The 23,739-nt window shown below is 69.6% G+C and carries 24 protein-coding genes; 14 read left to right on the forward strand and 10 right to left on the reverse strand.

Annotation, left to right across the window (positions count from 1 at the left end; genetic code table 11):
- Positions 1-31: 31 nt before the first annotated feature.
- Positions 32-1,273 carry a septation protein SepH gene (gene sepH, locus AC1DS4_RS13335; RefSeq protein ID WP_477613160.1) on the reverse strand — a complete coding sequence of 414 codons (1,242 nt, stop codon included), beginning with the start codon at positions 1,271-1,273 and terminating at the stop codon, positions 32-34.
- A gap of 127 nt (positions 1,274-1,400) precedes the next feature.
- Here sepH and AC1DS4_RS13340 point away from each other — a divergent pair, with 127 nt between their 5' ends.
- Genes AC1DS4_RS13340 through AC1DS4_RS13350 form a run of 3 tightly spaced genes read left to right on the forward strand, consistent with a single transcriptional unit; the run spans position 1,401 to position 4,040 of the window.
- Positions 1,401-2,036 carry a trimeric intracellular cation channel family protein gene (locus tag AC1DS4_RS13340; RefSeq protein WP_477613159.1) on the forward strand — a complete coding sequence of 212 codons (636 nt, stop codon included), beginning with the start codon at positions 1,401-1,403 and terminating at the stop codon, positions 2,034-2,036.
- Between the two features lie 4 nt (positions 2,037-2,040).
- Positions 2,041-3,168, forward strand: a complete 1,128-nt coding sequence (locus tag AC1DS4_RS13345) for a ferrochelatase (protein WP_477613431.1) — start codon at positions 2,041-2,043, stop codon at positions 3,166-3,168.
- Positions 3,169-3,170: 2 nt separating this feature from the next.
- Entirely contained in the window at positions 3,171-4,040 is an 870-nt protein-coding gene (locus AC1DS4_RS13350; protein ID WP_477632273.1) for an inositol monophosphatase family protein, read from the forward strand.
- 33 nt (positions 4,041-4,073) lie between these two features.
- Here the strand turns inward: AC1DS4_RS13350 and AC1DS4_RS13355 are convergent, their stop codons facing one another.
- Positions 4,074-4,259 (reverse strand): hypothetical protein, encoded by a 186-nt coding sequence (locus AC1DS4_RS13355; RefSeq protein ID WP_477613157.1) that lies wholly within the window; start codon positions 4,257-4,259, stop codon positions 4,074-4,076.
- Positions 4,260-4,605: 346 nt separating this feature from the next.
- Here AC1DS4_RS13355 and AC1DS4_RS13360 point away from each other — a divergent pair, with 346 nt between their 5' ends.
- The 5 genes from AC1DS4_RS13360 (at position 4,606) to AC1DS4_RS13380 (ending at position 7,432) form a co-directional block, all read left to right on the forward strand.
- Positions 4,606-4,905, forward strand: coding sequence for a DUF4193 domain-containing protein (locus AC1DS4_RS13360; RefSeq protein WP_056920802.1), 300 nt, complete (start codon positions 4,606-4,608; stop codon positions 4,903-4,905).
- 84 nt (positions 4,906-4,989) lie between these two features.
- Complete coding sequence (gene dut / locus AC1DS4_RS13365) at positions 4,990-5,484, forward strand: dUTP diphosphatase (protein ID WP_477613156.1); 495 nt, start codon at positions 4,990-4,992, stop codon at positions 5,482-5,484.
- 7 nt (positions 5,485-5,491) lie between these two features.
- Positions 5,492-6,295 (forward strand): DUF3710 domain-containing protein, encoded by an 804-nt coding sequence (locus AC1DS4_RS13370; RefSeq protein ID WP_477623657.1) that lies wholly within the window; start codon positions 5,492-5,494, stop codon positions 6,293-6,295.
- 8 nt (positions 6,296-6,303) lie between these two features.
- Positions 6,304-6,723, forward strand: coding sequence for an OB-fold nucleic acid binding domain-containing protein (locus tag AC1DS4_RS13375; protein WP_477613154.1), 420 nt, complete (start codon positions 6,304-6,306; stop codon positions 6,721-6,723).
- Positions 6,713-7,432 (forward strand): DUF3159 domain-containing protein, encoded by a 720-nt coding sequence (locus tag AC1DS4_RS13380; protein ID WP_477613153.1) that lies wholly within the window; start codon positions 6,713-6,715, stop codon positions 7,430-7,432. The genes AC1DS4_RS13375 and AC1DS4_RS13380 overlap by 11 nt, the downstream gene beginning before the upstream one ends.
- A 54-nt stretch (positions 7,433-7,486) precedes the next feature.
- Here the strand turns inward: AC1DS4_RS13380 and AC1DS4_RS13385 are convergent, their stop codons facing one another.
- Positions 7,487-8,170 carry a potassium channel family protein gene (locus tag AC1DS4_RS13385; RefSeq protein ID WP_477613152.1) on the reverse strand — a complete coding sequence of 228 codons (684 nt, stop codon included), beginning with the start codon at positions 8,168-8,170 and terminating at the stop codon, positions 7,487-7,489.
- Positions 8,171-8,196: 26 nt separating this feature from the next.
- Positions 8,197-8,865: a potassium channel family protein gene (locus AC1DS4_RS13390; protein WP_477613151.1), complete on the reverse strand. Its 669-nt coding sequence runs from the start codon at positions 8,863-8,865 to the stop codon at positions 8,197-8,199.
- Positions 8,866-8,920: 55 nt separating this feature from the next.
- Here AC1DS4_RS13390 and AC1DS4_RS13395 point away from each other — a divergent pair, with 55 nt between their 5' ends.
- The 3 genes from AC1DS4_RS13395 to acnA all read left to right on the forward strand — a co-directional run bounded on the left by AC1DS4_RS13395 (position 8,921) and on the right by acnA (position 15,231).
- Positions 8,921-10,954 carry an APC family permease gene (locus AC1DS4_RS13395; protein WP_477613150.1) on the forward strand — a complete coding sequence of 678 codons (2,034 nt, stop codon included), beginning with the start codon at positions 8,921-8,923 and terminating at the stop codon, positions 10,952-10,954.
- Positions 10,951-12,249, forward strand: coding sequence for a class I SAM-dependent RNA methyltransferase (locus AC1DS4_RS13400; RefSeq protein WP_477623658.1), 1,299 nt, complete (start codon positions 10,951-10,953; stop codon positions 12,247-12,249). Before AC1DS4_RS13395 ends, AC1DS4_RS13400 begins: the two co-directional genes overlap by 4 nt.
- Positions 12,250-12,423: 174 nt before the next feature.
- Positions 12,424-15,231 carry an aconitate hydratase AcnA gene (acnA, locus tag AC1DS4_RS13405; RefSeq protein ID WP_477623659.1) on the forward strand — a complete coding sequence of 936 codons (2,808 nt, stop codon included), beginning with the start codon at positions 12,424-12,426 and terminating at the stop codon, positions 15,229-15,231.
- On the opposite strand, the gene AC1DS4_RS13410 is transcribed toward acnA, so the two are convergent.
- Both AC1DS4_RS13410 and AC1DS4_RS13415 read right to left on the reverse strand, forming a co-directional pair.
- Positions 15,177-15,827 carry a DinB family protein gene (locus AC1DS4_RS13410; protein ID WP_477646051.1) on the reverse strand — a complete coding sequence of 217 codons (651 nt, stop codon included), beginning with the start codon at positions 15,825-15,827 and terminating at the stop codon, positions 15,177-15,179. The two genes, acnA and AC1DS4_RS13410, sit on opposite strands and share 55 nt — an antisense overlap.
- Positions 15,828-15,965: 138 nt before the next feature.
- Complete coding sequence (locus AC1DS4_RS13415) at positions 15,966-16,253, reverse strand: hypothetical protein (protein WP_477613146.1); 288 nt, start codon at positions 16,251-16,253, stop codon at positions 15,966-15,968.
- 575 nt (positions 16,254-16,828) lie between these two features.
- Between AC1DS4_RS13415 and AC1DS4_RS13420 the strand changes: the two genes are divergently transcribed.
- The 3 genes from AC1DS4_RS13420 (at position 16,829) to AC1DS4_RS13430 (ending at position 19,142) form a co-directional block, all read left to right on the forward strand.
- A complete protein-coding gene (locus AC1DS4_RS13420; protein WP_477632272.1) occupies positions 16,829-18,208 on the forward strand; it encodes a hypothetical protein in 1,380 nt (459 codons plus the stop codon).
- Positions 18,209-18,292: 84 nt separating this feature from the next.
- Complete coding sequence (locus tag AC1DS4_RS13425; RefSeq protein WP_477613430.1) at positions 18,293-18,577, forward strand: TfoX/Sxy family protein; 285 nt, start codon at positions 18,293-18,295, stop codon at positions 18,575-18,577.
- A 271-nt stretch (positions 18,578-18,848) separates the two neighbouring features.
- Positions 18,849-19,142 (forward strand): hypothetical protein, encoded by a 294-nt coding sequence (locus tag AC1DS4_RS13430; RefSeq protein WP_477613144.1) that lies wholly within the window; start codon positions 18,849-18,851, stop codon positions 19,140-19,142.
- A 152-nt stretch (positions 19,143-19,294) separates the two neighbouring features.
- Here AC1DS4_RS13430 and AC1DS4_RS13435 read toward each other — a convergent pair whose 3' ends face one another.
- The 4 genes from AC1DS4_RS13435 to AC1DS4_RS13450 all read right to left on the reverse strand — a co-directional run bounded on the left by AC1DS4_RS13435 (position 19,295) and on the right by AC1DS4_RS13450 (position 23,726).
- On the reverse strand, positions 19,295-20,149 hold the full coding sequence (locus tag AC1DS4_RS13435) for a carbohydrate ABC transporter permease (RefSeq protein ID WP_477613143.1): 855 nt from the start codon (positions 20,147-20,149) through the stop codon (positions 19,295-19,297).
- Positions 20,146-21,300 (reverse strand): carbohydrate ABC transporter permease, encoded by a 1,155-nt coding sequence (locus AC1DS4_RS13440; protein ID WP_477632271.1) that lies wholly within the window; start codon positions 21,298-21,300, stop codon positions 20,146-20,148. Before AC1DS4_RS13440 ends, AC1DS4_RS13435 begins: the two co-directional genes overlap by 4 nt.
- A 96-nt stretch (positions 21,301-21,396) precedes the next feature.
- A complete protein-coding gene (locus AC1DS4_RS13445) occupies positions 21,397-22,641 on the reverse strand; it encodes a sugar ABC transporter substrate-binding protein (RefSeq protein ID WP_477613141.1) in 1,245 nt (414 codons plus the stop codon).
- On the reverse strand, positions 22,638-23,726 hold the full coding sequence (locus AC1DS4_RS13450; RefSeq protein ID WP_477623662.1) for a LacI family DNA-binding transcriptional regulator: 1,089 nt from the start codon (positions 23,724-23,726) through the stop codon (positions 22,638-22,640). Before AC1DS4_RS13450 ends, AC1DS4_RS13445 begins: the two co-directional genes overlap by 4 nt.
- Between the last annotated feature and the right edge of the window lie 13 nt (positions 23,727-23,739).

Consider the following 23,739-nt stretch of genomic DNA (forward strand, 5'->3'; position numbering starts at 1 on the left):
CAGGGCTGAACGCTGTTCCCGGACCACGCCCTCAGTCGCGCGGCTTGGCCCCGAACATGACGTCGTCCCAGCTGGGGACGCTGCGGCGAGCGGGCCTCTTGGAGGCCCCGGCAGCCCCGGCGGCTGCCTTGCGGGGTGCCCGGTCCTCCCGCGCTTCGTCCTGGTCCTGGTCGTGGTCATGGTCATGGTGTGCCTCGGCGCGCTCACGCGGTGCCTCGACCTCGGGCTCGGCGTCGACGTCCAGGTCGCCGCGCGCGTTCGCTTCGGGCCCCTCGCCCAGCTCGGGCCCCCTGTCCGCCTCCGACGGGACGACAGCCGGCAGCACGTCGTCGCCGATCGCGCTGTCCGGGTCGTCGAGGGGGTGCGGACCCTTGGCTCCCGGCGGCGGCGGCATCGACTCCGGGTCGTAGGCGAGGTCCTCGAGGGGGAGGGCGTCGTGGCGGGGTGCATCGTCGACGGGGGTGTGGGTCGGGGGGTTCTTCCGTCGACGGGGCCGGCCACGGTGCGAGGCACGCTCACGCATGGCCGACATCAGGTCCAGCGGTTCGTCGGTGGAGGAGGACGACCCACCGCGGGGGGCCGGGTGGCGGGCCGACCCGACGCCGCCTTCGGCCTCGACGTCGTAGACGGTCGTCGTGCGGACCGGTGCGGACACGAGGTGGGGAGCCGGGAGCGGGGAGGTGGTCCCGGAGGCGTCCTCCTCGCTGAGCCAACGGGCCTCGTCGTCAACGGCCGCGACGGTACGCGCCGGCACGTCGAAGGACCAGCGGGCCTGCCGCTCGCGGCCACCGGCGGGAAAGGTGAGGATGACGGTCCAGTCGCCTTCGGTGCTGCGAGCCGCGTCCCACTCCGCCGCGCCGGGGTCGACCCCTCGTCCGGACAGCCGCTGGCTCACCCGGGCGGACAGGGTCGGTGCACTGGCACCGCTCGCGCTGCGCCCGCGCAGTCGCACGGCGCGGGCCAAGCCGGCGACGTACTCACGTTCGGCCAGGATCGGGCCCTCGTAGCGGCGCACCTTCTCGACCGGCCAGCCGGACCGTCCCGCGACCTCCTCGGCCGACAGGCCACCTCGGATCAGTGCCTGGACCTCGCGGGGACGCATGCCTCCGTCGATCTCGATCTGCAGCTGACCCAGCCGAGGCCGGTCGCGACGAGCAGCTGCGCGCAGTGGTTCGTCGAGCTGGACACGGAAGTGTTCCCCCTCGGAGTCGGACAGCAACAGGTGCTGGCCGTCATCCTGCACTCCGATCAGCCGCAAATCCCGCATTGCCATCGTCTCCAGTATCGGCGTGGTCTCCCGTATCGCCCTCGCTCGTGGATCGGGCACCGTGCTGCTGACTCTGCCATCCCCGAGGTCGAGGCGAAAGCGCCCACGCCGCAACGGTAGTTTTGACCTCGCGATGCTGACCTTCGACGCACACCTCCAACTGGCACTCGACCTCGTCGGGGTGTTCGCCTTCGCGCTGTCCGGCGGCCTGGTGGCGGTGAAGAAGCGCCTCGACCTCTTCGGCGTGCTCGTCCTGGCCGGTGCCGCAGCCCTCGGGGGCGGCGTCATGCGCGACATCCTCATCGGCGCGCTGCCGCCGGTGGGCATCTCTGACTGGCGACTCCTCACGTCCGCGCTGGTCGCCGGGCTCGTGACGTTCCTCTACCACCCGGGCGTGGAACGGATCTCGCGCTTCGTCCGGGTGCTCGACGCAGCCGGACTGGCGGTGTTCGCCATCGGCGGCTCGCTCAAGGCGCTGGGTGCGGGAATGGACCCGCTCACCTCCGTCTTCGTCGGAGGCATCACCGCGGTGGGCGGGGGCATCGTCCGCGACGTGCTGGCCGGCCAGGTGCCGGAGGTGCTGCGTCGCGAGATGTACGCGCTGCCGGCCCTGCTCGGCTCGGTCCTCATCGTCACGGCCCACCACTTCGACGCCATCAACCCGTTCGTCATCTGGGGGTGTGTCGCCCTCGTCTTCGGTATGCGGATGGTGGCGGTCGTCCTCGACGTCCACGCCCCCAAGCCCCTTCGCACTGGAGACCACACATGAACGGCTGCCTGACGTGACCACTGACCCAGGACCCCTCGAGCCCTACGACGGCATCCTCCTGCTGTCCTTCGGTGGACCGGAGAAGCCCGAGGACGTGCTGCCGTTCCTGCGAACGGTGACCGCAGGCAAGAACATCCCGGACGAGCGGCTCGAGGAGGTCGGGGAGCACTACTACGGCTTCGGCGGCCGCAGCCCCATCAACGACCAGAACCGAGCGCTGCTGGCCGCGTTGCGCGCCGAGCTGGACCGGCGCGAGATCGACACCCCGATCGTCTGGGGCAACCGCAACTTCACCCCCTTCACGGCAGAGGCACTGGCGCAGGCGCACGACCAGGGCCTGCGGCGCCTGGTCACCGTCGTCACCAGTGCCTACTCGTCCTACTCGTCCTGCCGGCAGTACCGCGAGGACCTGGCTGCCGCGCAGCAGACGGTGGCCGACCTAGGCATGACGATCGAGCTGGACAAGGTCCGCCCCTACTCCAACCACCCGGGCTTCGCCCGCGCGAACACCCGGCTGGTCACCGAGGCAGTGCGCGCTGTCCTGCGCGACGGAACGCCGGCTGCCGGGATCCGGTTGCTGTTCGTCACCCACTCGATCCCAACTGCGATGGACGACACCTCCGGACCAGGTGACTCCGAGGGCAACGCCTACAGCCGACAGCACCTCGCCCTCGGGGCCGCCATCGCCGACGAGGTCAACGCGACCCTCGACACCGACCTCACCGGGGAGCTCGTCTTCTGCTCCCGATCAGGCCCCCCGACGCAGCCCTGGCTCGAGCCGGACGTCAACGACCGCCTCGAGGAGCTGGCACAGGACGGGGCCACCGTGGTGGTGGTGGCGCCCATCGGCTTCGTCTCCGACCACATGGAGGTCGTCTACGACCTCGACACCGAGGCTGCCGCCACGGCGCAGCGGCTCGGGCTGCGCCTCGTGCGTGTGCCCACGGTGGGTGTCGATGCGGAGTTCGTGTCAGGACTGGTCGACCTCGTCCTGGAGAGAGCCGCCCAGGCGCGCGGCGAGGAGCCGGCGACACCCGTGTGGCCCGGTCGCGAGGCGATGCCGTCCACCTGTGCCCCGGGGTGCTGCCCCAACCTGCGCGACCCCAGGCCGGCCCTGTGCGGGCGGGACTGACCATGGGCCTCCACGCACCGGACGCCGCGATCCTCGAGGCCCTCGAGCGCCTTGCCGTCGAGGTGTGCCTGGAGGCGGGGCGACTCGTCGTCGACGAACGTCCCGCCAACCTCAGCGTCGCCAAGACCAAGAGCACAGCCACCGACGTCGTCACGATCATGGACCAGCGGGCTCAGGACCTGTTGCGCTCCCGGCTGCACGACGCCCGGCCCCAGGACGGTTTCCTCGGCGAGGAGGAGGGCGGCACCGATGGCCGCTCGGAGATCACCTGGGTGGTCGACCCCATCGACGGCACGGTCAACTACCTCTACGGCATTCCTTCGTATGCCGTGTCCGTGGCCGCCGTCGTCGGTGACCCGACCACGCCGGGGGCGTGGCGACCGGTGGCCGGGGCTGTCGTCAACCCGGTGACAAATGAGCTGTTCCACGCCCGGGTCGGCGCGGGGTCGTGGCTGCGCGTCGGGGACTCGACGGGGACCCGGCTGGAGATCGGGAACCCGCCCCAGCTCGGTCACGCCCTCGTCGGCACGGGTTTCGGCTACGACCCGTTGCGTCGCGACTGGCAGGCCCGCGTGCTGCTCGAGGTCCTGCCGCAGATCCGCGACATCCGCCGGATCGGGAGTGCCGCGCTCGACATCTGCTCGGTCGCCGCGGGGGGCCTGGACGGCTACTACGAGCGGGGGCTCAACCCGTGGGACATGGCCGCGGCGTGGCTGGTGCTCACCGAGGCCGGAGGCGTGTTCTCCGGCCTCGGCTCCGAACCACCCAGCGAGGGGATGGTGGTCGCGGCGGCGGCCACGCTGCATACCGAGCTGCACGAGGTGGTGCTGCGCGCGACCGAGCTGGCCGGCTCCGAGGTCACCGGCGGCTAGCCCCCGGAGTGCCCTGGAGGGCCTGACAGCTGGTCAGGCTGCGCTGTAGTTGGTGAGCTCGGGGATGCGCAGGCCGTGCTCGTCCGCGAGGCGGGCCAGGCTCTCGAGCTCGGCTTCACGGACGGTGGCGAGGTAGTCGTCGCCGGACTCCTGGGCTGTGCGCAGGGACTGTGCTGCGCGGGCGGCGCGCTGGGTGATCTCGGTGTGGAACTCGGTCATCGTGCACCCCTCTCTTCGTCATTTCACGAGTCGGGTCGGCCGGGCCGGAGGTGAGGACTCTACGGGTACACCCGGCATTCGTGGGAGTTGGGGCTGCCCGATCTAGGTGAATCTTGGGTGAACCCAGACCTGCGCTTGGCCGCGGCTTGGCACGTCCCGCAGGGGTCGCGAGAGGCACTGGAGGGCCGAATCTGGACCCGATGGTGACGTGGCGCCCCGGATAGGGCACAATCCCCGCCTGCGGTGGGCACAAAACCGCAGGCACCAGCGTTAACACCGGCGACTCGTCTTTCCGATGCACGGCGAGACACAGATCACCGACACAACAGGGAGAGCGACAGCGACCATGGCGACTGACTACGACGCGCCGCGCAAGACCGACGACGAGCTGTCCGAGGACTCGATCGAGGAGTTGAAGTCCCGCCGCGTCGACAAGAGCGCGTCCAGCGTGGACGTCGACGAGACCGAGCAGGCCGAGGGCTTCGAGCTGCCTGGTGCGGACCTGTCCGGTGAAGAGCTCTCGGTGCGGGTCATTCCGCGCCAGTACGACGAGTTCACCTGCTCACGGTGCTTCCTCGTGCACCACCGCAGCCAGCTCGCTTCCGAGTCCGGCGGCCAGATGGTGTGCCGGGAGTGCGCCGCGTAGGTGAGCGGTGACACCGTGAGCCGCCCCCCGGGTGACACGATCCGTGACACGGGGGCGATCGGTGCCGAGATAGGGTCAGTCCACGTGACTGGCCCTTCTCTCGTTCCCCCGTCGACGGTCCCGGTCGGCGTGCGCCGCCTCGACGCCGGGCTCCCACTTCCGTCCTACGCCCACCCCGGCGATGCAGGAGCGGACCTGTGCGCCGCCGCCGACCTCACCCTCGAGCCGGGGGAGCGCAGCCTGGTCCCCACCGGGGTGGCACTGGCGATCCCGGACGGCTGGGTCGGCCTCGTCCACCCCCGCTCCGGCCTGGCGGCCAAGCACGGGATCAGCATCGTGAACGCCCCGGGCACGGTCGATGCGGGCTACCGGGGCGAGATTCTCGTCAACCTGATCAACCTCGACCCGCGTGACGCCTTCACGGTCCGTCGTGGCGACCGCATCGCCCAGCTGGTGGTCCAGCAGGTCGCGCGGGTGGAGTTCCTCGAGGTTGATTCGCTCGAAGCCACCTCACGGGGCGACACTGGACACGGTGCCAGTGGCGGCTTCGGCGACCACACCCAGACAACGAAGGACTGACACACCAGTGGGCATTTTCCGACGAGGCAAGAACACCGACGCGGCTGACGTGGAGGACCTTGACCAGCCCGTCGACGAGACGGTGGAGGAACCGGTCGACGCGACCGTTGACGACTCCGTCGACACGGTCGAGCGGCCCGGGGCCCAGGGGCCGTTCGACTCCACGGAGGTCGACGTCGACGGCGACGGACGGCTGGACCTCGGTGCCCTGCGCATCCAGGGGGTCCCGGGCATGGAACTGCGGCTGGAGGTCGACGAGGCTGCCAACCAGGTGGTCGGCGCCACTGCCGTCATCGGTGACTCCGCGGTCCAGATCCAGGCCTTCGCCGCGCCCAAGACGTTGGGCATCTGGGACGACATCCGCGCCGAGATCGCCGAGTCGATCCTGGCCCAGGGCGGCACCGCAGACGAGGCCCGCGGTCCGTTCGGCACGGAGCTGCGCACGAGAATGCCCTCTGCCGGGCCTGACGGGCGCACCGTCTTCGCCCCCGCCCGTTTCGCCGGGGTGGATGGACCCCGATGGTTCCTGCGGGCGGTCTTCTCCGGCCGTGCCGCCATCGAGGACGAGGCGGCGGCGCCCCTGCTGGAGGTCGTGCGGAGCACCGTCGTCGTCCGTGGCGACGCCGCGATGGCGCCCCGCGAGATGCTGTTGCTCAAGCTTCCTGAGCAGATCGAGGTGCCTGAGGTCGACGGTGCCCAGGCCGGTGGTTCGCCGGCCGACGTCGACAGTGCCGACGCGCAGCGGGCATCCGGACACGTCGACGACCTCAAGCCCTTCGAACGGGGTCCCGAGATCACCGAGGTCAGGTAGGACACATCATGGCCACCAAGCAGCCCAGCACCGTCGCCCAGCATCCTGCGCACGGCCGCAAGTCGGCGTTGTCCCGGCTCGGGGAGCGGCTCACCAAGTCGGTCACCCAGATCGAGGCCGACGAGCTCAAGGAGGATGCCGCCCGGATGGGCTGCACCCCCATGTCCGACCTGTTGGACCGCCAGGAGGCGACCGTGTCGGGCACGGTACGTGCGGTGACCCTGCGCCCCCGCGTCAACGTCCCTGCGCTGGTGATCGACCTCTACGACGGCAGCCGCACCATCAACCTCATCTGGCTGGGGCGGCGGACCATCGGTGGCATCCAGCCGGGCACTTACCTGCGCGCCCACGGACGAGTGACCTACAGCCGCGGCATCCCCACGATCTTCAACCCCTCCTACGAGATCGTCCCGCTGCGTGCCCACTGAACTGAGCTCCGGCGCCACCGTCGAGGAGCTCATCCGCCATCGCCTGTCGACCGCCCTGGGTGGTTGGCGCGGCTCCGTGGAGACGGCCCTGCCCACCGTGGCCTTCGTCGTCCTGTGGGTGTGGCGCCAGGACCTGACGACGGCCATCGTCGCCTCGGTGGTGGTGACAGTGGTCCTTGCCGTGGTGCGGATCGTGCAGCGGCAGAGCCTCCAGTACGTCCTCTCGGCCGTGTTCCCCACGGCCATCGCGGCCTTCTTCGCCCTGCGCAGCGGTCGCGCCCAGGATGCCTTCCTGCCCGGCATCATCTGGAATGCCGTGATGCTCGCGGTGGCGACCGTGTCCGTCGCGGTCCGGTGGCCGCTGGTCGGCTTCATGGTCGGCGCCGGTGACCCGCGGATGGCCGACGACCCCGTCGGCTGGCACCGCGACCGCGGGCTGGTCCGGGTCTGTCAGCGGCTGACCCTGGTCCTGGTCGGCCTGTTCGTCCTGCGGTTGCTCATCATGGTGCCGCTCTACCTGGCGGAGCAGGTGGCCCTCCTGGGCGTCGCGAAGGTCGTCCTCGGGTGGCCCCTGTGGCTGGCAGGCGTCGGCGTGATGGGCCTGTTGCTGGTCAAGGGACACACGCCGCCAGAGCTCGACGACGGGACGATGGACGACTCCGAGACGCAGGAGCCCGTCGCGTCGGACGAGTCAGAGCTGCGAGCCTGAGCCGGCCGAGCACCCAGGCGACCGAGCGCGAGGGCTCAGGTCACTCCTCGCCGCTCACTCCTCGCCGCGCGGGACCCTCTGACCCGGGCTGAGCATCGCCTCGAGCTCGTCCTCGAACTCGGGCGTCGAGATGAACAGCAGCTCGTCGTGCGGCTCGAGCGAGTCGTCCCTGCTGGGGGCGATGGGATGGTCCTCGCGGATGATCCCGACCAGCACGGTCTCTCCCGGGAACGCCACGTCACCGACGCGCTTGCCCGCATATGGGCTCTCGGGGGGCAGGGTCAGCTCGACCATCGTGGCCTTGCCCTGCTGGAACTGGAAGATGCGGACGAGGTCACCGACACTGACGGCCTCCTCGACGAGCGCGGTCATGAGGCGTGGGGTGGACACCGCGACGTCGACCCCCCAGGCCTCGTCGAACATCCACTCGTTCTTGGGGTTGTTGACGCGGGCGACCGTACGCGGCACGCCGAACTCGGTCTTGGCCAGCAAGGAGACCACGAGGTTGACCTTGTCGTCACCGGTCGCCGCGACGACCACGTCGCACTCGGCCAGGCCGGCCTCGTGCAGGGCCGTGATCTCACAGGCGTCGGCGAGGAGCCAGTTGGCATCCGGGATCTTGCTTGCCTGGACGTCCTTGCGCTCCCGGTCCATGAGGAGCACCTGGTGGCCGTTGTGGAGGAGCTCGCGGGCGATCGAGCGGCCCACGCTGCCTGCCCCGGCGATGACGACGCGCATGCTTCTTCCTTACGGCTCGGTCTGGCTCAGTGCTCGGTCACAAGAGGCGGTGAGTCAAGGGTGCGCTCGACGGAGGCGAGCTCGCTCGCGAGGCTCGCGAGGTGGAGCAGGTCTCCCTCCTGGAAGACGCTGTCGGTCCCCGGCAGGATCGCGGCACCCAGCCGCGTCAGGTAGGCCGCTCGGCTGCCGGTGGCCTCCTCGAGCTCACTGATGCGGTGGCCCACCCAGGCGGGGTTGACCGTCACCTCTGCGATGACGACGTTGCCGGAGGGGTCGACGAGCTCGGGGACGTGTCCCTGGGGAAGCAGCCGGCGCAGCATCTGGTCGGCCGTCCACTTCACCGTGGCCACGGTGGGTATGCCGAGCCGCTGGTAGACCTCGGCGCGACCGGGGTCGTAGATGCGCGCAACCACGTGCTCGACACCGAAGGTCTCGCGGGCCACGCGGGCCGCGAGGATGTTGGAGTTGTCACCACTCGAGACAGCCGCGAACGCGTAGGCGTCAGCGATCCCGGCTTCGTGGAGGGTGTCCCGGTCGAACCCCACGCCGGTGACCCTGCGACCCTCGAAGGCGGACCCCAGCCGACGAAAGGCCGACTCCTCCTGGTCGATGATCGCGACGTCGTGGCCCTGGCTCTCGAGGCTGAGCGCGAGGGAGGAGCCCACTCGGCCGCAGCCCATGATGACGAAGTGCACGACGCCGACGCTACACCGCGGCCTCCGGCGTCCGCAGGGCGCCGCGCAGCCGTGGATGGCGCGCCCTAGAGTGTTGGCCGTGCCCACCTCTGGACGTGTCGTCAAGCGCGTGCTCGTCGGACGCGCGATGCGCAGTGACCGTCTGGGCGAGACGCTGCTCCCCAAGAGGCTCGCCCTCCCGATCTTCGCGAGCGACGCGCTGTCGTCGGTCGCCTATGCGCCGGACGAGATCTTCCTGACCCTGGGACTCGCAGGCGGCTTCCTCGCCCTGACCCACTCGTGGCAGATCGGGCTGTGCGTGGTCGGCGTCATGCTGGTCGTGGTCGCGTCCTACCGACAGAACGTCCACGCCTACCCCTCGGGTGGTGGCGACTACGAGGTGGCCACCACCAACCTCGGGCCGAAGGCTGGTCTGACCGTGGCCGCGGCGCTGCTGGTCGACTACGTGCTGACGGTGGCGGTGTCGATCTCCTCGGGCGTCCAGAACGCCGCGGCCGCGCTGCCGTTCATCCGCGGCCACGAGGTGATCGTGGCGGTCGGTCTGGTCGCGTTGCTGACGGCCATGAACCTGCGTGGGGTTCGCGAGTCGGGCAAGGCGTTCGCCATCCCCGTCTACGCCTTCATGGCGAGCGTCCTCGGAATGGGCGTCGTCGGGCTGGTCCGGGAGGTCGGCGGGACGCTGCCCCAGGCCGAGAGCGCCAGCCTGACCCTCGCCCCGGAGAAGGGCTTCGCGTCGCTGGGCAGCTTCGCCATGATGTTCCTGCTCCTGAGGGCCTTCTCCTCGGGCTGTGCGGCGCTCACGGGTGTCGAGGCGATCTCCAACGGCGTTCCGGCCTTCAAGAAGCCCAAGTCCCGGAACGCCGCGACCACGCTGCTGCTGATGGGGCTGGTCTCGATCACCATGTTGATGTCGATGCTCGTCCTGGCGAAGTGGACCGGCATCAAGTTCGCCGAGGACCCCCACACGCAGCTGCTGAAGCCGGACGGTCGGCCAGTCCCCGCCGACTACGTCCAGGACACGATCATGGGGCAGGTGTCCAAGGCGGTGTTCTCCGGCTTCCACCCCGGCGTGATCATCGTCTCGATCGTCGCGGGGCTGATCCTCATCCTGGCCGCCAACACGGCCTTCAACGGCTTCCCGGTGCTGGGCTCGATCCTCGCCAAGGACGGCTACCTGCCCCGCCAGCTGCACACCCGCGGCGACCGGCTGGCCTTCTCCAACGGCATCCTCATCCTGGCTGGTGCCGCCGCGCTGCTCATCGTCATCTACCACGCCGAGGTCACCAAGCTCATCCAGCTCTACATCGTCGGTGTCTTCGTGTCGTTCACCCTCAGCCAGACGGGCATGATCCGGCACTGGAACCGGCACCTGCGGCTGGAGCGCGACGGCGCGGAGCGGCGCAAGATGATGCGGAGCAGGGTGATCAACGCGATCGGCGCCACGATGTCCGGGGTGGTCCTCGTCGTGGTGCTGCTCACCAAGTTCGTCCACGGCGCGGGCTACGCCATCGCCGCGATGATCGTGATCTTCTTCATCATGCTGCGCATCCGCAAGCACTACGAGCGGGTTCGCGACGAGCTTCGCCTCAGCGAGGACGACCTCGACGCCCAGCTGCTGCCGAGCCGCGTGCACGCGATCGTCCTCGTCTCCAAGATCCACAAGCCCACCCTGCGCGCGCTCGCCTACGCCCGCGCCACCAGGCCGTCCAAGCTCGAGGCCATCACGGTCAACGTGGAGCCGGATGAGACCAAGGCGCTGCAGGAGGAGTGGGACCGCCGCGACATCCCTGTGCCACTCAAGGCACTGGACTCGCCCTATCGCGAGATCACCCGTCCTGTCGTCGAGTACGTCAAGTCCCTGCGGTCCGGCCATCCGCGGGACGTGGTCGTCGTCTACATCCCGGAGTACGTCCTGGGCAAGTGGTACGAGCAGGTGCTGCACAACCAGAGCGCCCTGCGGCTCAAGGGCCGGCTGCTCTTCACACCCGGTGTCATGGTGGCCAGCGTCCCGTGGCAGCTGGCCTCCTCCCAGGGGGCGGAGGAGCGGTTCGACGGCCCGACCGCGGGCTCGGTCCGACTCGGCCAGTGAGCGCTCCTCCGACCACACCAGCTGCCCTCGCCGTCGGCGACGTCGTGGTGCTCGACATCGGCCCTGTTGCCCATGGCGGCTTCTGCGTGGCCAGGCACGAGGGCCGGGTCGTGTTCGTCCGTCACGCGTTGCCGGGGGAGCGCGTCCACGCGCAGGTCACCGAGGCGCGCGAGGGTCAGCGCTTCGTGCGGGCCGACTGCGTCGAGGTGCTCGAGGCCAGCCCGCACCGGGTCGTCCCGCCCTGTCGGTATGCCGCGCCGGGACTGTGCGGCGGCTGCGACTTCCAGCACGCAGAGCTTTCCTACCAGCGCGAGCTCAAGACCGCTGTCGTCCGAGAGCAGTTTTCCCGGCTCGCCAAGCGAGACGTCGACGTGGCCGTCGATCCGCTGCCGGGCGACGATGCCGGACTCGGGTGGCGCACCCGGGTGGAGTTCGCCGTCGACGACGCCGGTCGGGCCGGGCTGAGGGGTAGCCGTTCCCACGATGTCATTCCCGTCGAGTCCTGCCTCATCGCGGACCCCCGCGTCCTGGCGACCGGCGTGCTGGCCAAGGACTGGTCCGGCGAGGTGGCCGTCGACGTCGCGGCACCGTCCGAGGGCGAGGCCGTCGTCGTCCCCGTCCCCTCCGGTGAGGCGGATGCTCCAGTCGTCACGGAGCGCGTTGCAGCACAAAGCTTCTCGGGCAGCTTCGAGGTGTCGGCTCGCGGTTTCTGGCAGGTCCACCCAGGGGCGGCAGCGACTTTCGTCGACACCGTGACCGACATGCTCGCCCCCCAGCCGGGTGAGACCGCACTCGACCTGTATGCCGGGGTGGGACTCTTCGCGGCGGCCCTGGCCGAGCGCGTGGGGGAGTCGGGCAAGGTCGTCGCCGTGGAGTCCGACACCGAAGCCGTGGCCTCGGCGGCGGGCAACCTCGCGGCATACCCGTCGGTGGTCGTGGTGCGGGCGCGAGTGGACGACGCGTTCGGTGTGCCACGGGCGCACCGGTCGGGCCCCGCGCGCAACCGCGCACAGCGTTCGCGCAAGCTGCGGCGGCACCCCTTGCTGCCTCTGCGCGCAGACCTCGTCGTGCTCGACCCGCCACGCACCGGAGCCGGCCGCGCCGTCGCCGCCCAGGTGGCGGCTCTGGGGCCCCGGGCGATCGCCTACGTCGCCTGCGACCCCTCGGCGCTGGCGCGGGACACGGCATTCCTCGCGGAGGAGGGGTACCGGCTGGGCGGGCTCCGGGCCTTCGACGCCTTCCCGATGACCCACCACGTCGAGTGCATCGCCCTGTTCGAGAGGACCGGTGCGTGATGCCGGGAAGCCGGCCGGCACGGGCTTGCACTTTCGCTGCGCTCGCCCGTGGAGCAGGATCAGGCACAGGCCTGACCGACGTGATATCTTGACGTCAAGATAAATCGGGTGCGCATCGAGCACGACCTGGTGCAGCCTCACAGCAACGATCCCAGAGCATCGAAGGAGCAGGCAGTGGCCAGCACGAACAGCTTCAACGCCCACGGTGAGCTGAAGGTCGGTGACAACTCCTACGAGGTCTACCGACTGAGCGCGGTCGAGGGCAGCGAGACCCTCCCGTACAGCCTGAAGGTGCTGCTGGAGAACCTCCTGCGCACCGAGGACGGTGCCAACATCACCGCGGACCACATCCGGGCCCTCGGCGCCTGGGACGAGAGCGCCGAACCCGACACCGAGATCCAGTTCACCCCCGCCCGCGTCCTCATGCAGGACTTCACGGGGGTGCCCTGCATCGTCGACCTGGCCACCATGCGCGAGGCAGTGGCCGACCTCGGCGGCGACCCGGCCAAGATCAACCCCCTGAGCCCGGCCGAGATGGTCATCGACCACTCGGTCATCATCGACGTCTTCGGCCGCGCCGACGCCTTCGAGCGCAACGTGGAGATCGAGTACCAGCGCAACGGCGAGCGGTACCAGTTCCTGCGCTGGGGCCAGACGGCGTTCGAGGACTTCAAGGTCGTGCCGCCCGGCACCGGCATCGTCCACCAGGTCAACATCGAGCACCTCGCGCGCACGGTGATGGTCCGCGACGGTGTGGCCTACCCCGACACCTGCGTCGGCACCGACTCGCACACCACCATGGTCAACGGGCTCGGGGTGCTCGGCTGGGGCGTCGGTGGGATCGAGGCCGAGGCGGCCATGCTCGGCCAGCCCGTCTCGATGCTCATCCCGCGCGTCGTCGGCTTCAAGCTGTCCGGGTCCATCCCCGCCGGTGCGACCGCGACCGACGTGGTCCTGACCATCACCGAGCAGCTGCGCGCGCACGGCGTCGTCGGCAAGTTCGTCGAGTTCTACGGCGAAGGCGTTTCGGCCGTGCCACTGGCCAACCGCGCCACGATCGGCAACATGAGCCCCGAGTTCGGCTCGACGTGTGCGATCTTCCCGATCGACGACGTGACCCTGGAGTACCTGCGCCTCACCGGCCGTTCCGACGAGTCGGTGGCGCTCGTGGAGGCCTACGCCAAGGAGCAGGGCATGTGGCTGCACGCCGGGCCCGACCAGCCCGAGGCGCGCTACTCCGAGCGGCTCGAGCTCGACCTCTCGACGGTGGTCCCCTCGATCGCCGGCCCGAAGCGCCCGCAGGACCGCATCGCGCTCACCGACGCCAAGGACGCCTTCCGCAAGGTGCTTCCCACCTACGTCGCGCACCACGAGGGCGACGCCGGTGCGGCCACCAGCTTCCCCGCGAGCGACCCCTCGCCGCAGGGCAGCACCGACGGCACCAACGGTGGCGACAAGCCGGCCTACGAAGGTGACGGCGCGGGTCGACCCACCAAGAGGGTGAGCGTCACCTCGGCAGAGGGAGCCACGTTCGAGATCGACCACGGCATCGTCTCGATCGCCTCGATCACGAGCTGCACCAACACCTCCAACCCGTCGGTCATGATGGCTGCGGCAATGCTCGCCAAGAACGCCGTGGACCGCGGGCTGACCGTGGCGCCGTGGGTCAAGACGTCGATGGCACCGGGCTCCAAGGTCGTCTCGGACTACTACGAGAAGGCCGGCATGTGGCCCTACCTCGAGAAGCTCGGCTTCCACCTCGTCGGCTACGGCTGCACCACCTGCATCGGAAACTCCGGGCCCCTCTCGGACGAGATCTCCGCGGCCATCAACGAGAACGACCTGGCCGTGGTCTCGGTGCTCTCGGGCAACCGCAACTTCGAGGGCCGGATCAACCCGGACGTGAAGATGAACTATCTCGCGTCGCCGCCGCTGGTCATCGCCTACGCCCTCGCCGGGACGATGGACTTCGACTTCGACGCCGAGCCGCTGGGCCAGGACACCGACGGCACCGATGTCTTCCTCAAGGACCTGTGGCCGACACCGGACGACGTGGAGCGGACCATCACCGAGAGCATCAACAAGGAGATGTTCACCAGCGACTACGCCGACGTGTTCGCCGGCGACGAGCGCTGGACGTCGCTGCCGACGCCCGAGGGCAAGACCTTCGACTGGGCCGACGACTCGACCTACGTGCGCAAGCCCCCGTACTTCGACGGCATGACCATGGAGACCACGCCGGTCTCGGACATCTCGGATGCACGGGTGCTGGCGAAGCTGGGCGACTCGGTCACGACCGACCACATCAGCCCGGCCGGTTCGATCAAGGCCGACAGTCCCGCCGGGACCTACCTCGCCGAGCACGGCGTCGACCGCAAGGACTTCAACTCCTACGGCTCACGACGCGGCAACCACGAGGTGATGATCCGCGGCACGTTCGCCAACATCCGGCTCAAGAACCTCCTGCTGGACGGCGTCGAGGGCGGCTTCACGAAGACCTTCGTCGACACTGCCTCCGCGAAGGCGGGCGAGCAGACGACGATCTACGACGCCTCGGCCGCCTACCAGGCAGCGGGTGTGCCGCTGGTCATCCTGTCGGGGAAGGAGTACGGCTCGGGCTCGTCACGGGACTGGGCTGCCAAGGGCACCCGCCTGCTGGGCGTGCGCGCTGTCATCGCCGAGTCCTACGAGCGCATCCACCGCTCCAACCTGATCGGCATGGGCGTGATCCCGCTGCAGTACCCGGCGGGGCAGTCCGCGGACTCGCTCGGCCTGGACGGCACGGAGACGATCTCGATCTCGGGCATCACCGAGCTCAACGAGGGCCGGACACCCAAGACCGTGAAGGTCTCCGCCGTCCGCGAAGGCGCCGACCCGGTGGAGTTCGACGCGGTCGTTCGCATCGACACCCCCGGTGAGGCCGACTACTACCGCAACGGTGGCATCCTGCAGTACGTCCTGCGGTCGCTCGTCAACAGCTGAGTCCCGCTGCGCTGCAACCGTTTTCGGTATGCCGCGTGAGCGCCGTCGAGGGACTCACGGATGATGTCTGCGTGGCCGGCATGCTGCGACGTCTCGGCCAGGATGTGCAGCACGGTCCGGCGAACCGACCAGGTCGCCCCCGGCTCGAACCACGGGGCCTTGGGCAGCTCGTGGACCGTGTCCAGGTCGAGCGTCAGGACGAGCTCGTCGGTGTGACGGGCAACCTCCTCGTACCGGGCGAGCTCACCGGCGAGCGTCTCACCGTCGAGCATTCGGTGGGAGTCCGCGAAGGCGGCCACCTCGGCCGGCGGGTTCGCCCAGTCGATCGACGCCCAGTCGATCTCCGGCGCCGAGCCGCTGCCCTCGACCATGAAGGTCGCCCACTGCGCCTCGACGTCGGCGACGTGCTTGACGAGCCCGCCCAGGGTGAGCTCGCTGACGGTCGTCCGGGTGCGCGCCTGGTCGTCGGTGAGCTCCTTGACGGCGAAGCGGAGGAAGCCACGATGCTTGCGCAGCGCCTCCAGCAGGTCGGCGCGTTCTCCCGAACCTGCGTTCGACGAGGGGGCGGTGGGAAGGGTCTCTGTTGTCTGGCTCATGAGTTCAGGCTAGGGCGGGATGCGGTCAGTTCCTGACCTCAATTCCGGCGTCACGAGGGTGCCCCTGGTTGCGGAGCCCGGTGAGCCATGATCCACTGAAATCAGGTAGACACCTTGAGCCGGGGAGCTTGGGGACGACTACATGCGGGGGACGGGGCGCATCAGCAGCCTGTTGAGGCTGTTCGTCTGCGCTGCCTTCTTGTGCCTCGCCTGGGTCCTGTTCTCCTCCGTGCGGGCCGACGCTGCTGAGCGTCCCGCACCCGCCTCGGCAGCTGCGCTCATCGCCTCGGTGGAGAAGCCGGTGAGCACGACCTCGGACAGGGTGGACGCCGCCGCACAGTCGCTGAAAGCCGTTGGCGCAGCCGTCCCGGCGCTCGAGGCACCTGTGGTGGTCGTCGCCGACGCTGTGGTGACGGTGTCGGACACGGTTCCCGTCGTGGGGCGAGATCCACTCGTGGACGTGCCACTGCCCGACCTGTCGAAGGCTCCGTTGCCCAAGAAGCTACCTGTGTTTCACGTCCCGGATCCAGAAGTGGCGATCCAGGCTGCGGATTCGCCTGCAACGCAAGGGAATCGACCGTCTCCCACCCGTCCCGCAACCGTTCCTCGCGGGCTGGCCCTGGCTTCGTTCGACTCGAAGACGACAGGCACGGGAGTGCGGTCCGCCATCGTGGCCATAGGCGCGACGCCACTGTCCACCGGTCCCGAACCATCTGGACCGCCCGGGCCATTCCCCGCACCGCAGTCTCCGATGCCCCCGACCAGCTCGGCACCCAACCCGGGCGGCGGAACCTCGTCGGAGCTTGCCTCGATCGACTCCGCCATCGTTCTTCCTGCGTTCACCCCGAGAGGATCCAGCGCGTCCGACTGGCGGGTCCCTCGGGGACTGTCGGCTCAGCCCGGCTCTCGACCTGATTGATGCTGCTCCGGCGCCTCCCAGCAGGCGCTCACGAGCCATGCCCGCCTCGCGGGCGACACAGCACGATCAGGAAGGAATGACCATGCATGCATATCTGCGTCGAGGGCTCGAAGTAGCCCTCGTGGTCGGGGGCGGCATCCTGTTCTTCGCAGGACAAGCCTCGGCCGATGACAGCACCACGGGCGCTGACAGCGCTCTGGGTGGCAACCAAGCGGCAACGTCCGTCGTCGCCCCCGTCACACCGACGGGCAACTCGATCTCGGTGGTCGGCGACTCGGCAAGCTCCGGTTCGGCGTCGTCAGCGACGTCGGCTCCTGCCGGCTCGGGATCTGACACCACGTCGGGTCAGGGCGCGACCGGTGGTGGTAACCAGATCACCGCTCCGGCGGCGGCTCCGGTATCCGCGAGTGGCAATGCCGTGTCGGTGCTGGGGGACTCCTCGTCCTCGGGCTCGACGGCGTCGGCTCCGGCCGGTTCGTGGGCCGGTTCGTCCGGTGGCACCGCGGCCGGTGACTCGACCTCGGGTCAGAGCGCGACCGGTGGTGGCAACCAGGTGACTGCTCCGGCGGCGGCTCCGGCGTCCGCGAGCGGCAATGCCGTGTCGGTGCTGGGGGACTCCTCGTCCTCGGGCTCGACGGCATCGGCTCCGGCCGGTTCGTCCGGTGGCACCGCGGCGGGTGACTCGACCTCGGGTCAGGGGGCGACCGGTGGTGGTAACCAGGTCACTGCTCCGGCGGCGGCTCCGGTATCCGCGAGTGGCAATGCCGTGTCGGTGCTGGGGGACTCCTCGTCCTCGGGGTCGGCGTCGGCTCCGGCCGGTTCGTCGGCCGGTTCATCCGGTGGCACCGCGGCGGGTGACTCGACCTCGGGTCAGGACGCGACCGGTGGTGGTAACCAGGTGACTGCTCCGGCGGCGGCTCCGGTATCCGCGAGCGGCAATGCCGTGTCGGTGCTGGGGGACTCCTCGTCCTCGGGCTCGACGGCGTCGGCTCCGGCCGGTTCGTCGGCCGGTTCCTCCGGTGGCACCGCGGCGGGTGACTCGACCTCGGGTCAGGACGCGACCGGTGGTGGTAACCAGGTCACCGCTCCGGCGGCGGCTCCGGTATCCGCGAGCGGCAATGCCGTGTCGGTGCTGGGTAACGCCAGCACGACCGGGAGCACCAGCACGAGCCCGGTGACTCCCGGTGGGTCGGGTCCCGGCGCCCCGGGCGACCCCGGCACCTCCACCGGTGGTGAGCTCCCGCCCGGTGGTGCCACCGGCGCCGGCGACAGCGGGGGCGCCGCCTCCGTAGACCCTCCGGCCGCGTCGGCGCTGCCCTCGCTGTTCTCGGCCGCGAAGGCGGCGCCCTCCCTGGCTATGACTGGTGGTGACAGCTGGGCACTGCTGTTGCTTGCCCTGCTGCTGCTCCTCGTCGGAACTGCCTCGCGGATCACCAGTCGGCGTCTCGTCGCCCTGACGTGACGTCGGCGGGAACGGACGGACCGCGCGCGCGTCGCGGTCCGTCCCTTCCCCCTGCCGGGGGTCGCGCTCCAGACTGGCGAGGTGATGCCTCAACGCCTGCGCGACCTGCCCAACCTCGGGCCGGCGAGTGAGGCGATGCTGCTCGCGGCGGGCATCGAGACGCCCGACGAGCTCGATCGGCTGGGTCCCGTCGAGGCCTACCTCAGGGCGGTCCACGCGGGCGCTCCGCGGCACACGATGCTGTTGTGGTCGTTGGACGCGGCCCTGCTCGGTGTCGACTGGCGTGATGTCCCGCTCGAGCGGCGCCGTGAGGTCAGCGCGCAGGCTGACCGTGCGTTCGCCGCCCCGCCTCGCGCCGAGCGCGGCTGAGCCGGACCGCGTTGCCAGGGCGGCCAACGGCGCACGTCCCGCGGCGCTGTTCGGTGAGATGCCTGTCTCTCGCCTCGGCCATCGCCTATACTCGAACACATGTTCGAATCATGTGCGGTCGTGGATGCCCACGTCAGCCCGCCGCGCTCCTGACCCGGGCCGCCGACTCAGCCCGGGTCCGCAGGTCCAGAAGGGGCCCAGTGCGGCGGTGCCGCCGGGTTGGCCCCCGCTGGTTCCGCCGCCGGAGTCGACTGGCTGGCAGGTGCCGGCGGTGTCGTGGCTGTTGGACTTCTGCCCGTCCGAATACCGCCTGTATGCCGGGTGGCGTCGTCAGCCCGTCGCCCTGGCCTGGGTGACGACCCGGCACATCGATGCGCAGCTGGTGGCGATGCGTCAGGCCTATCGGGAGGTGCGGGTCGAGCTCGGGGACCACCTGACGACCGATGGTCTGGCGCAGGTGCTGGCCGACCTCGAGGCGGAGGGCGTCCGCCTCCTCGCGGCTCGACGCAGCGCCGGACTGGTCTACGACGCCTTGCAGGGAAAGCGCTACGTGCCGCGGCTGTGAGGTGAGCCGAACGCGACGCCGGGACGCCGGCATACCCGTGCTGGTTCAGTCAGGCCGACTGGGCGCGCGGGACGGGGGTGCACGCGCGCCCAGCCGGGGTACTGGGGATTGGAGCCCGTCCGGGTCCGTGCGACTGGCTCCACTCGTGGGCCTCAGCCCTTGACGCCCCCCTCGTTCGCGCCACGCACGAAGTAGCGCTGCAAGGAGAAGAACAGGATAGCCACCGGGATGGTGGTGAGCAGGGCTGCCGCCAATTTCAGTGGGTACTGCGTCCCGGCCCCGAGCTGGCCGCTCGTGAGGCTGGCCAGGCCCGTGACCAGAGTCATGTGATCCGGTGTCCCACGGGTGACCACGAGGAAGTGCGAGAACTCGTTCCACGAGCCCTGGAACGACAGGATGGTCAGGGTGATCAGGGCCGGACGCGCCATGGGGAGCACCACCGACCAGAACGTCCGGAAGATGCTGGCGCCATCCATCCGGGCGGCCTCCTCGATCGAGATGGGGACCGAGTCGAAGAACTGCTTCATGATGAAGACGCCGGCGCCATCCACTATGAGGGGCAGGATCATGGCGGTGTAGGTGTCGTAGATGCCCAGGTAGTTCACCATGAGGAACTTGGGGATGAGCAGGGCCACGCCCGGAACCGCCATCACGGCCAGCAGCGCGGCGAAGACGAAGCCGCGACCGCGAAACTGCAGTCGTGACAGGGCATATCCGGCCAAGCTGTCGAGGAAGACGCGGGCGCCCGTCACCACGACCGCGATGAGGACCGAGTTCTTGATCCACGTGGTCGCGGGGACGTGTGCCGCGCCCTGGCCGAAGATGTTCTTCCAGGCATGCAGGTCGAACGGGTTGGGGATGAGGGACAACGGGTTGGCTGCCGCGTCGGGGTCGGACTTGAACGACGTCGCGATCTGGATGAAGAACGGGTAGATGAAGAACACCGCGAACAAGACCACGGCGGCGTACAGGAGCGCCTGCTTGGCGGGGCTGGTGCGGGAGCTCATCGACCGACCTTCTTCCGTCGCCCGAGGAGGGGTCTGCGCTCGTCCTTGTCGGTCAGTGCCCGGCGCTGCAGCGAGGTGAGGACGACGATGATCACGAAGACCACGAACGCCATCGCGGCACCCGAGCCGTACTTGAAGTTCTTGAAGCTCTGCTGGTAGCTCAGGAAGGCCGGCGTCAGGGTCGTGCCGTTGGGTGCGCCAGCGCCCATGACGTAGATCTGGTCGAACACCTGCCAGGTGCCGATGAGACCCAGGGTGAGCACCAGGAACAGTGCCGGCTTGATCATGGGGATGGTGACGTGCCTGAGCTTCTGCCAGCCCGTGGCGCCGTCGAGCGCCGCTGCCTCGTCGACCTCGACCGGCAGGTCTTGCAGGGCGGCGATGAACATCAGCATGAACGTCCCGGACGTGGTCCACACGACCAGGATGATGATCACGGTGAGGGCCACGGACGGCCCGGACACCCAGTCCCAGATGGAGCGGCCGAGGACCTCGTGCTGTCCCCAGCCGGGGTTGTCCACCCCGACCGTGTTGAACAGCAGGCGGACGAGGCCCCGGTCGTCGGTGAACCAGTTCGGCTGGCCCAGGCCCAGCGCGCCAAGGAGCGAGTTGACCGCGCCCGTGCTCGAGAACAGGAAGAGGAAGACCGTCGAGATCGCGATCGAGCTCGTGACTGACGGGAAGTAGAACGCGGTCCGGAAGAAGCTCCTGGCCTTGAGCAGCCGGTTGTTGACCAGCAGCGCCAGCCCGAGGGCGAGCACCGTCTGCAGCGGGACCACGAACAGGACGTACCAGAAGGTGTTGCCGATCGACTGCATGAAGTTGGACCGGGTCAGGCCGTCCTTGGCGATCAGGTCTGTGTAGTTCTTGGCGCCGACGAACTCGGCTCCGGGGCCGGTGTGGAACGGGTCCACCGAGCCGTTCCAGTTGGTGAGGCTGACCCAGAGCGCCATCACGATGGGGATCACCAGGAACAGCCCGAGGATGAGGATCATCGGGCTGACGAACAACCACCCGGCGATCCCCTCGCGTCCGCGCAGCCCGCTGCTGCCGCGGCGAGTGCGCTTCGGGGGCTTCGTGGTGACCGCAGCCGTCGGCGCGGCCAGGGCCTGCTGGCCGGCCGCAGCGCGTGGTTCGCCGATCAGGGACATGGGTCCTCCTTGTCCGTGGTGCATGGGGTGCGCGTGATGGGGGAGGGGGTGGCGTGCGAAGACGGGGCTTCGCACGCCACCCCTGGACGTGGGTGCTCAGCCTCCGAGCGCTGAGCTGCCGTTCTTCTGGAGGTCGCTCAGCCAGGCCTTCGGGTCGCCGGAGGTACCGGTCATGGTCCCCAGCTGGCTGTTGAACTTCGACATGACGTCATCGAGTCCAGCCAGGTTGACCGGGCCCTGACCGTATGCCGCGCCGTCGACGAACGCCTTGCTGTCCGGGTACTTCGTGGCGAACTGCTGCAGGCCCTGCGTCGTCGACGGCATGACGCCGAAGGCGTCCGCGAACTTCATCTGCTGGTCGGGCGTGATGAGACTCTTGACCAGGTCGACGGCGGCGGTCTGGTTGGGGGACTTGGCTGCGACGCCCCAGCAGTTGGTGAACGTCAGCGTGCCCTTGCCAGCCGGGCCCGCCGGCAGCTCGACGGTCGTGTACTTGATCTTCGGGTAGTCCTTCATGCCACCCGCGATCCAGTTGCCCTCCATCGTCATGGCAGCAAGGCCCTTGCCGAAGGCCTCCCCGCCCCAGCCGGCGGCGGGCTTGGTCTGCGTGTTGAACTTGAGGACGCCCGCCTTCATCATCTTCTGGACCTCTTGGAGGCCCTGGAGGTTGCCAGCCGCGTCGGCGCTCATCTTGCCGTCGGTCACGACCCAGCCCCCGGCCTGCTTCATGAAGGCGCCGGAGCGGTTGATGTCGTTGCCGATGACCAGACCGGTGACGTTGCCCTTGGTCAGCTTCGTGGCAACGGACTCCAGGCCCGCCCAGTCCTTGGGGTAGTCGGCGTCGGTGAGCCCAGCGGCCTTCCACATGTCGGTGTTGATCTCCAGCGCCAGGGTCGAGGAGTCCTTGGGGGCGCAGTAGAACTTGTTGTCGTAGGTGAATGACTTCACCAGCGAGTCGACGAAGCCGGCATCCTTGACCTGGTCGCCGTAGGGGAAGAGGTTGCCGGCCTTGGCGTAGGTGCCGATCTTGGACGCGTCGGTGTAGAAGACGTCGGGCGGACTCGAGCTGGCGAACGCCTGACCGAGCTGCTGGCCGAGGTCGGAGGCGGCGATGACCTCGACGGTGTTGCCGGACTTGGACGCCCACGCTGCTGTCGCCGCCTTGACCGCGGTCGTCTCGGCGTCACCGGAGCTGCCGATCATCACGGTCAGGTGCACCGGGCCCTTCTTGGTGTTCTGCGTGGCCGAGCCGCTGCTGAAGCCGCCGCCTCCGCCGCAGGCGCTCATCGCCAGCATGGTGGTGGCCGTCGCGGCGACGGCAAGAAATGGGGTGCGCCTCATTGCTGCTCCTCAGGGATACGTGTGCCGTCCACCCGGGTGGGGGACGGTGTGGGGGGKGGGAAACCGGTAGGGGTGGTGCTCGCCCGGACGGTGAGGGTCGGTGCGAGCAGCGCGGTCAGGGAGAGGTCGGTGCCCTTGGCCTGGACGATCCGCCACGCATGGGCGGCCGCGTCCTGCAGCGGCTGGCGCAGGCTGGTCAGCTGCAGGGCTTCGGCGACGTCGCTGTCGTCGAAGCCGACGACACCGATGTCGCGGCCCGGCTCGAGCCCGTGGTTGCGGACGGCGCGCAGCGCCCCGAGGGCGAGGAGGTCGGAGGCGCAGAGGATGGCGCCTCCCGAGGGCAGGCGGTCGAGGAGCCGCTCCGCTGCGACGGTCGCCGCGGTGAGCTCCTGCACGGCCTCCTCGGCGATGGCGCTGCCCGCGAGCCCGGCGTCGGCCAACCCGGAGAGCCACCCTCGGCGCCGGTCGTCGCCGACCGGGGACCCGTCGGGCCACCCCAGGTAGGCGATGGAGGTGTAGCCCTGGGCGACGAGGTGCTCGACCGCCAGCTCCATGCCGGCTCGGCCGTCGACGTCCACCCAGCGGCCCATCTCGGGGTCGTCCCAGATCCTGCCGAAGGTCACGAAGGGCACGTCGTTCGCGAGGAGCCAGGCCGGCCGTGGGTCACCGTGCCGGGTGTCACCGAGGACGAAGCCGTCGACGAGGCCGGTGGACAGGATCTGGTCGTAGCCGTCCAGGAGGTCCGACAGGTCGGGGGCGAAGGTCACGAGGTGGCTGCTGTGACCCGGCGCCGCGACGGTGAGCTCGACCAGGAAGCCGTCGAGGATGTGCCCCATTCGGCCGACACCCGAGGGGTTGACCTCGAAGCCGTAGGCAGACGCCTTGCGTCGGCGCAGCTGCTGGGCCGCAGCGTTGGGCGAGAACCCGAGTCGCTCGATCTCGCGGTGCACCCTGCGCAATGTGTCGGGGGCCACCCGGTCCGGGTTGTTGAGGGTGTTGCTGACGGTCTGGCGCGAGACCCCGGCGGCAGCGGCGACGTCGATGATCGTCGCTCGCTCGCGGGACTGCCCGGAACCACCTGCCACATCCGCTCCCTTG

Source organism: Pedococcus sp. P3_C7, from assembly GCF_056402615.1.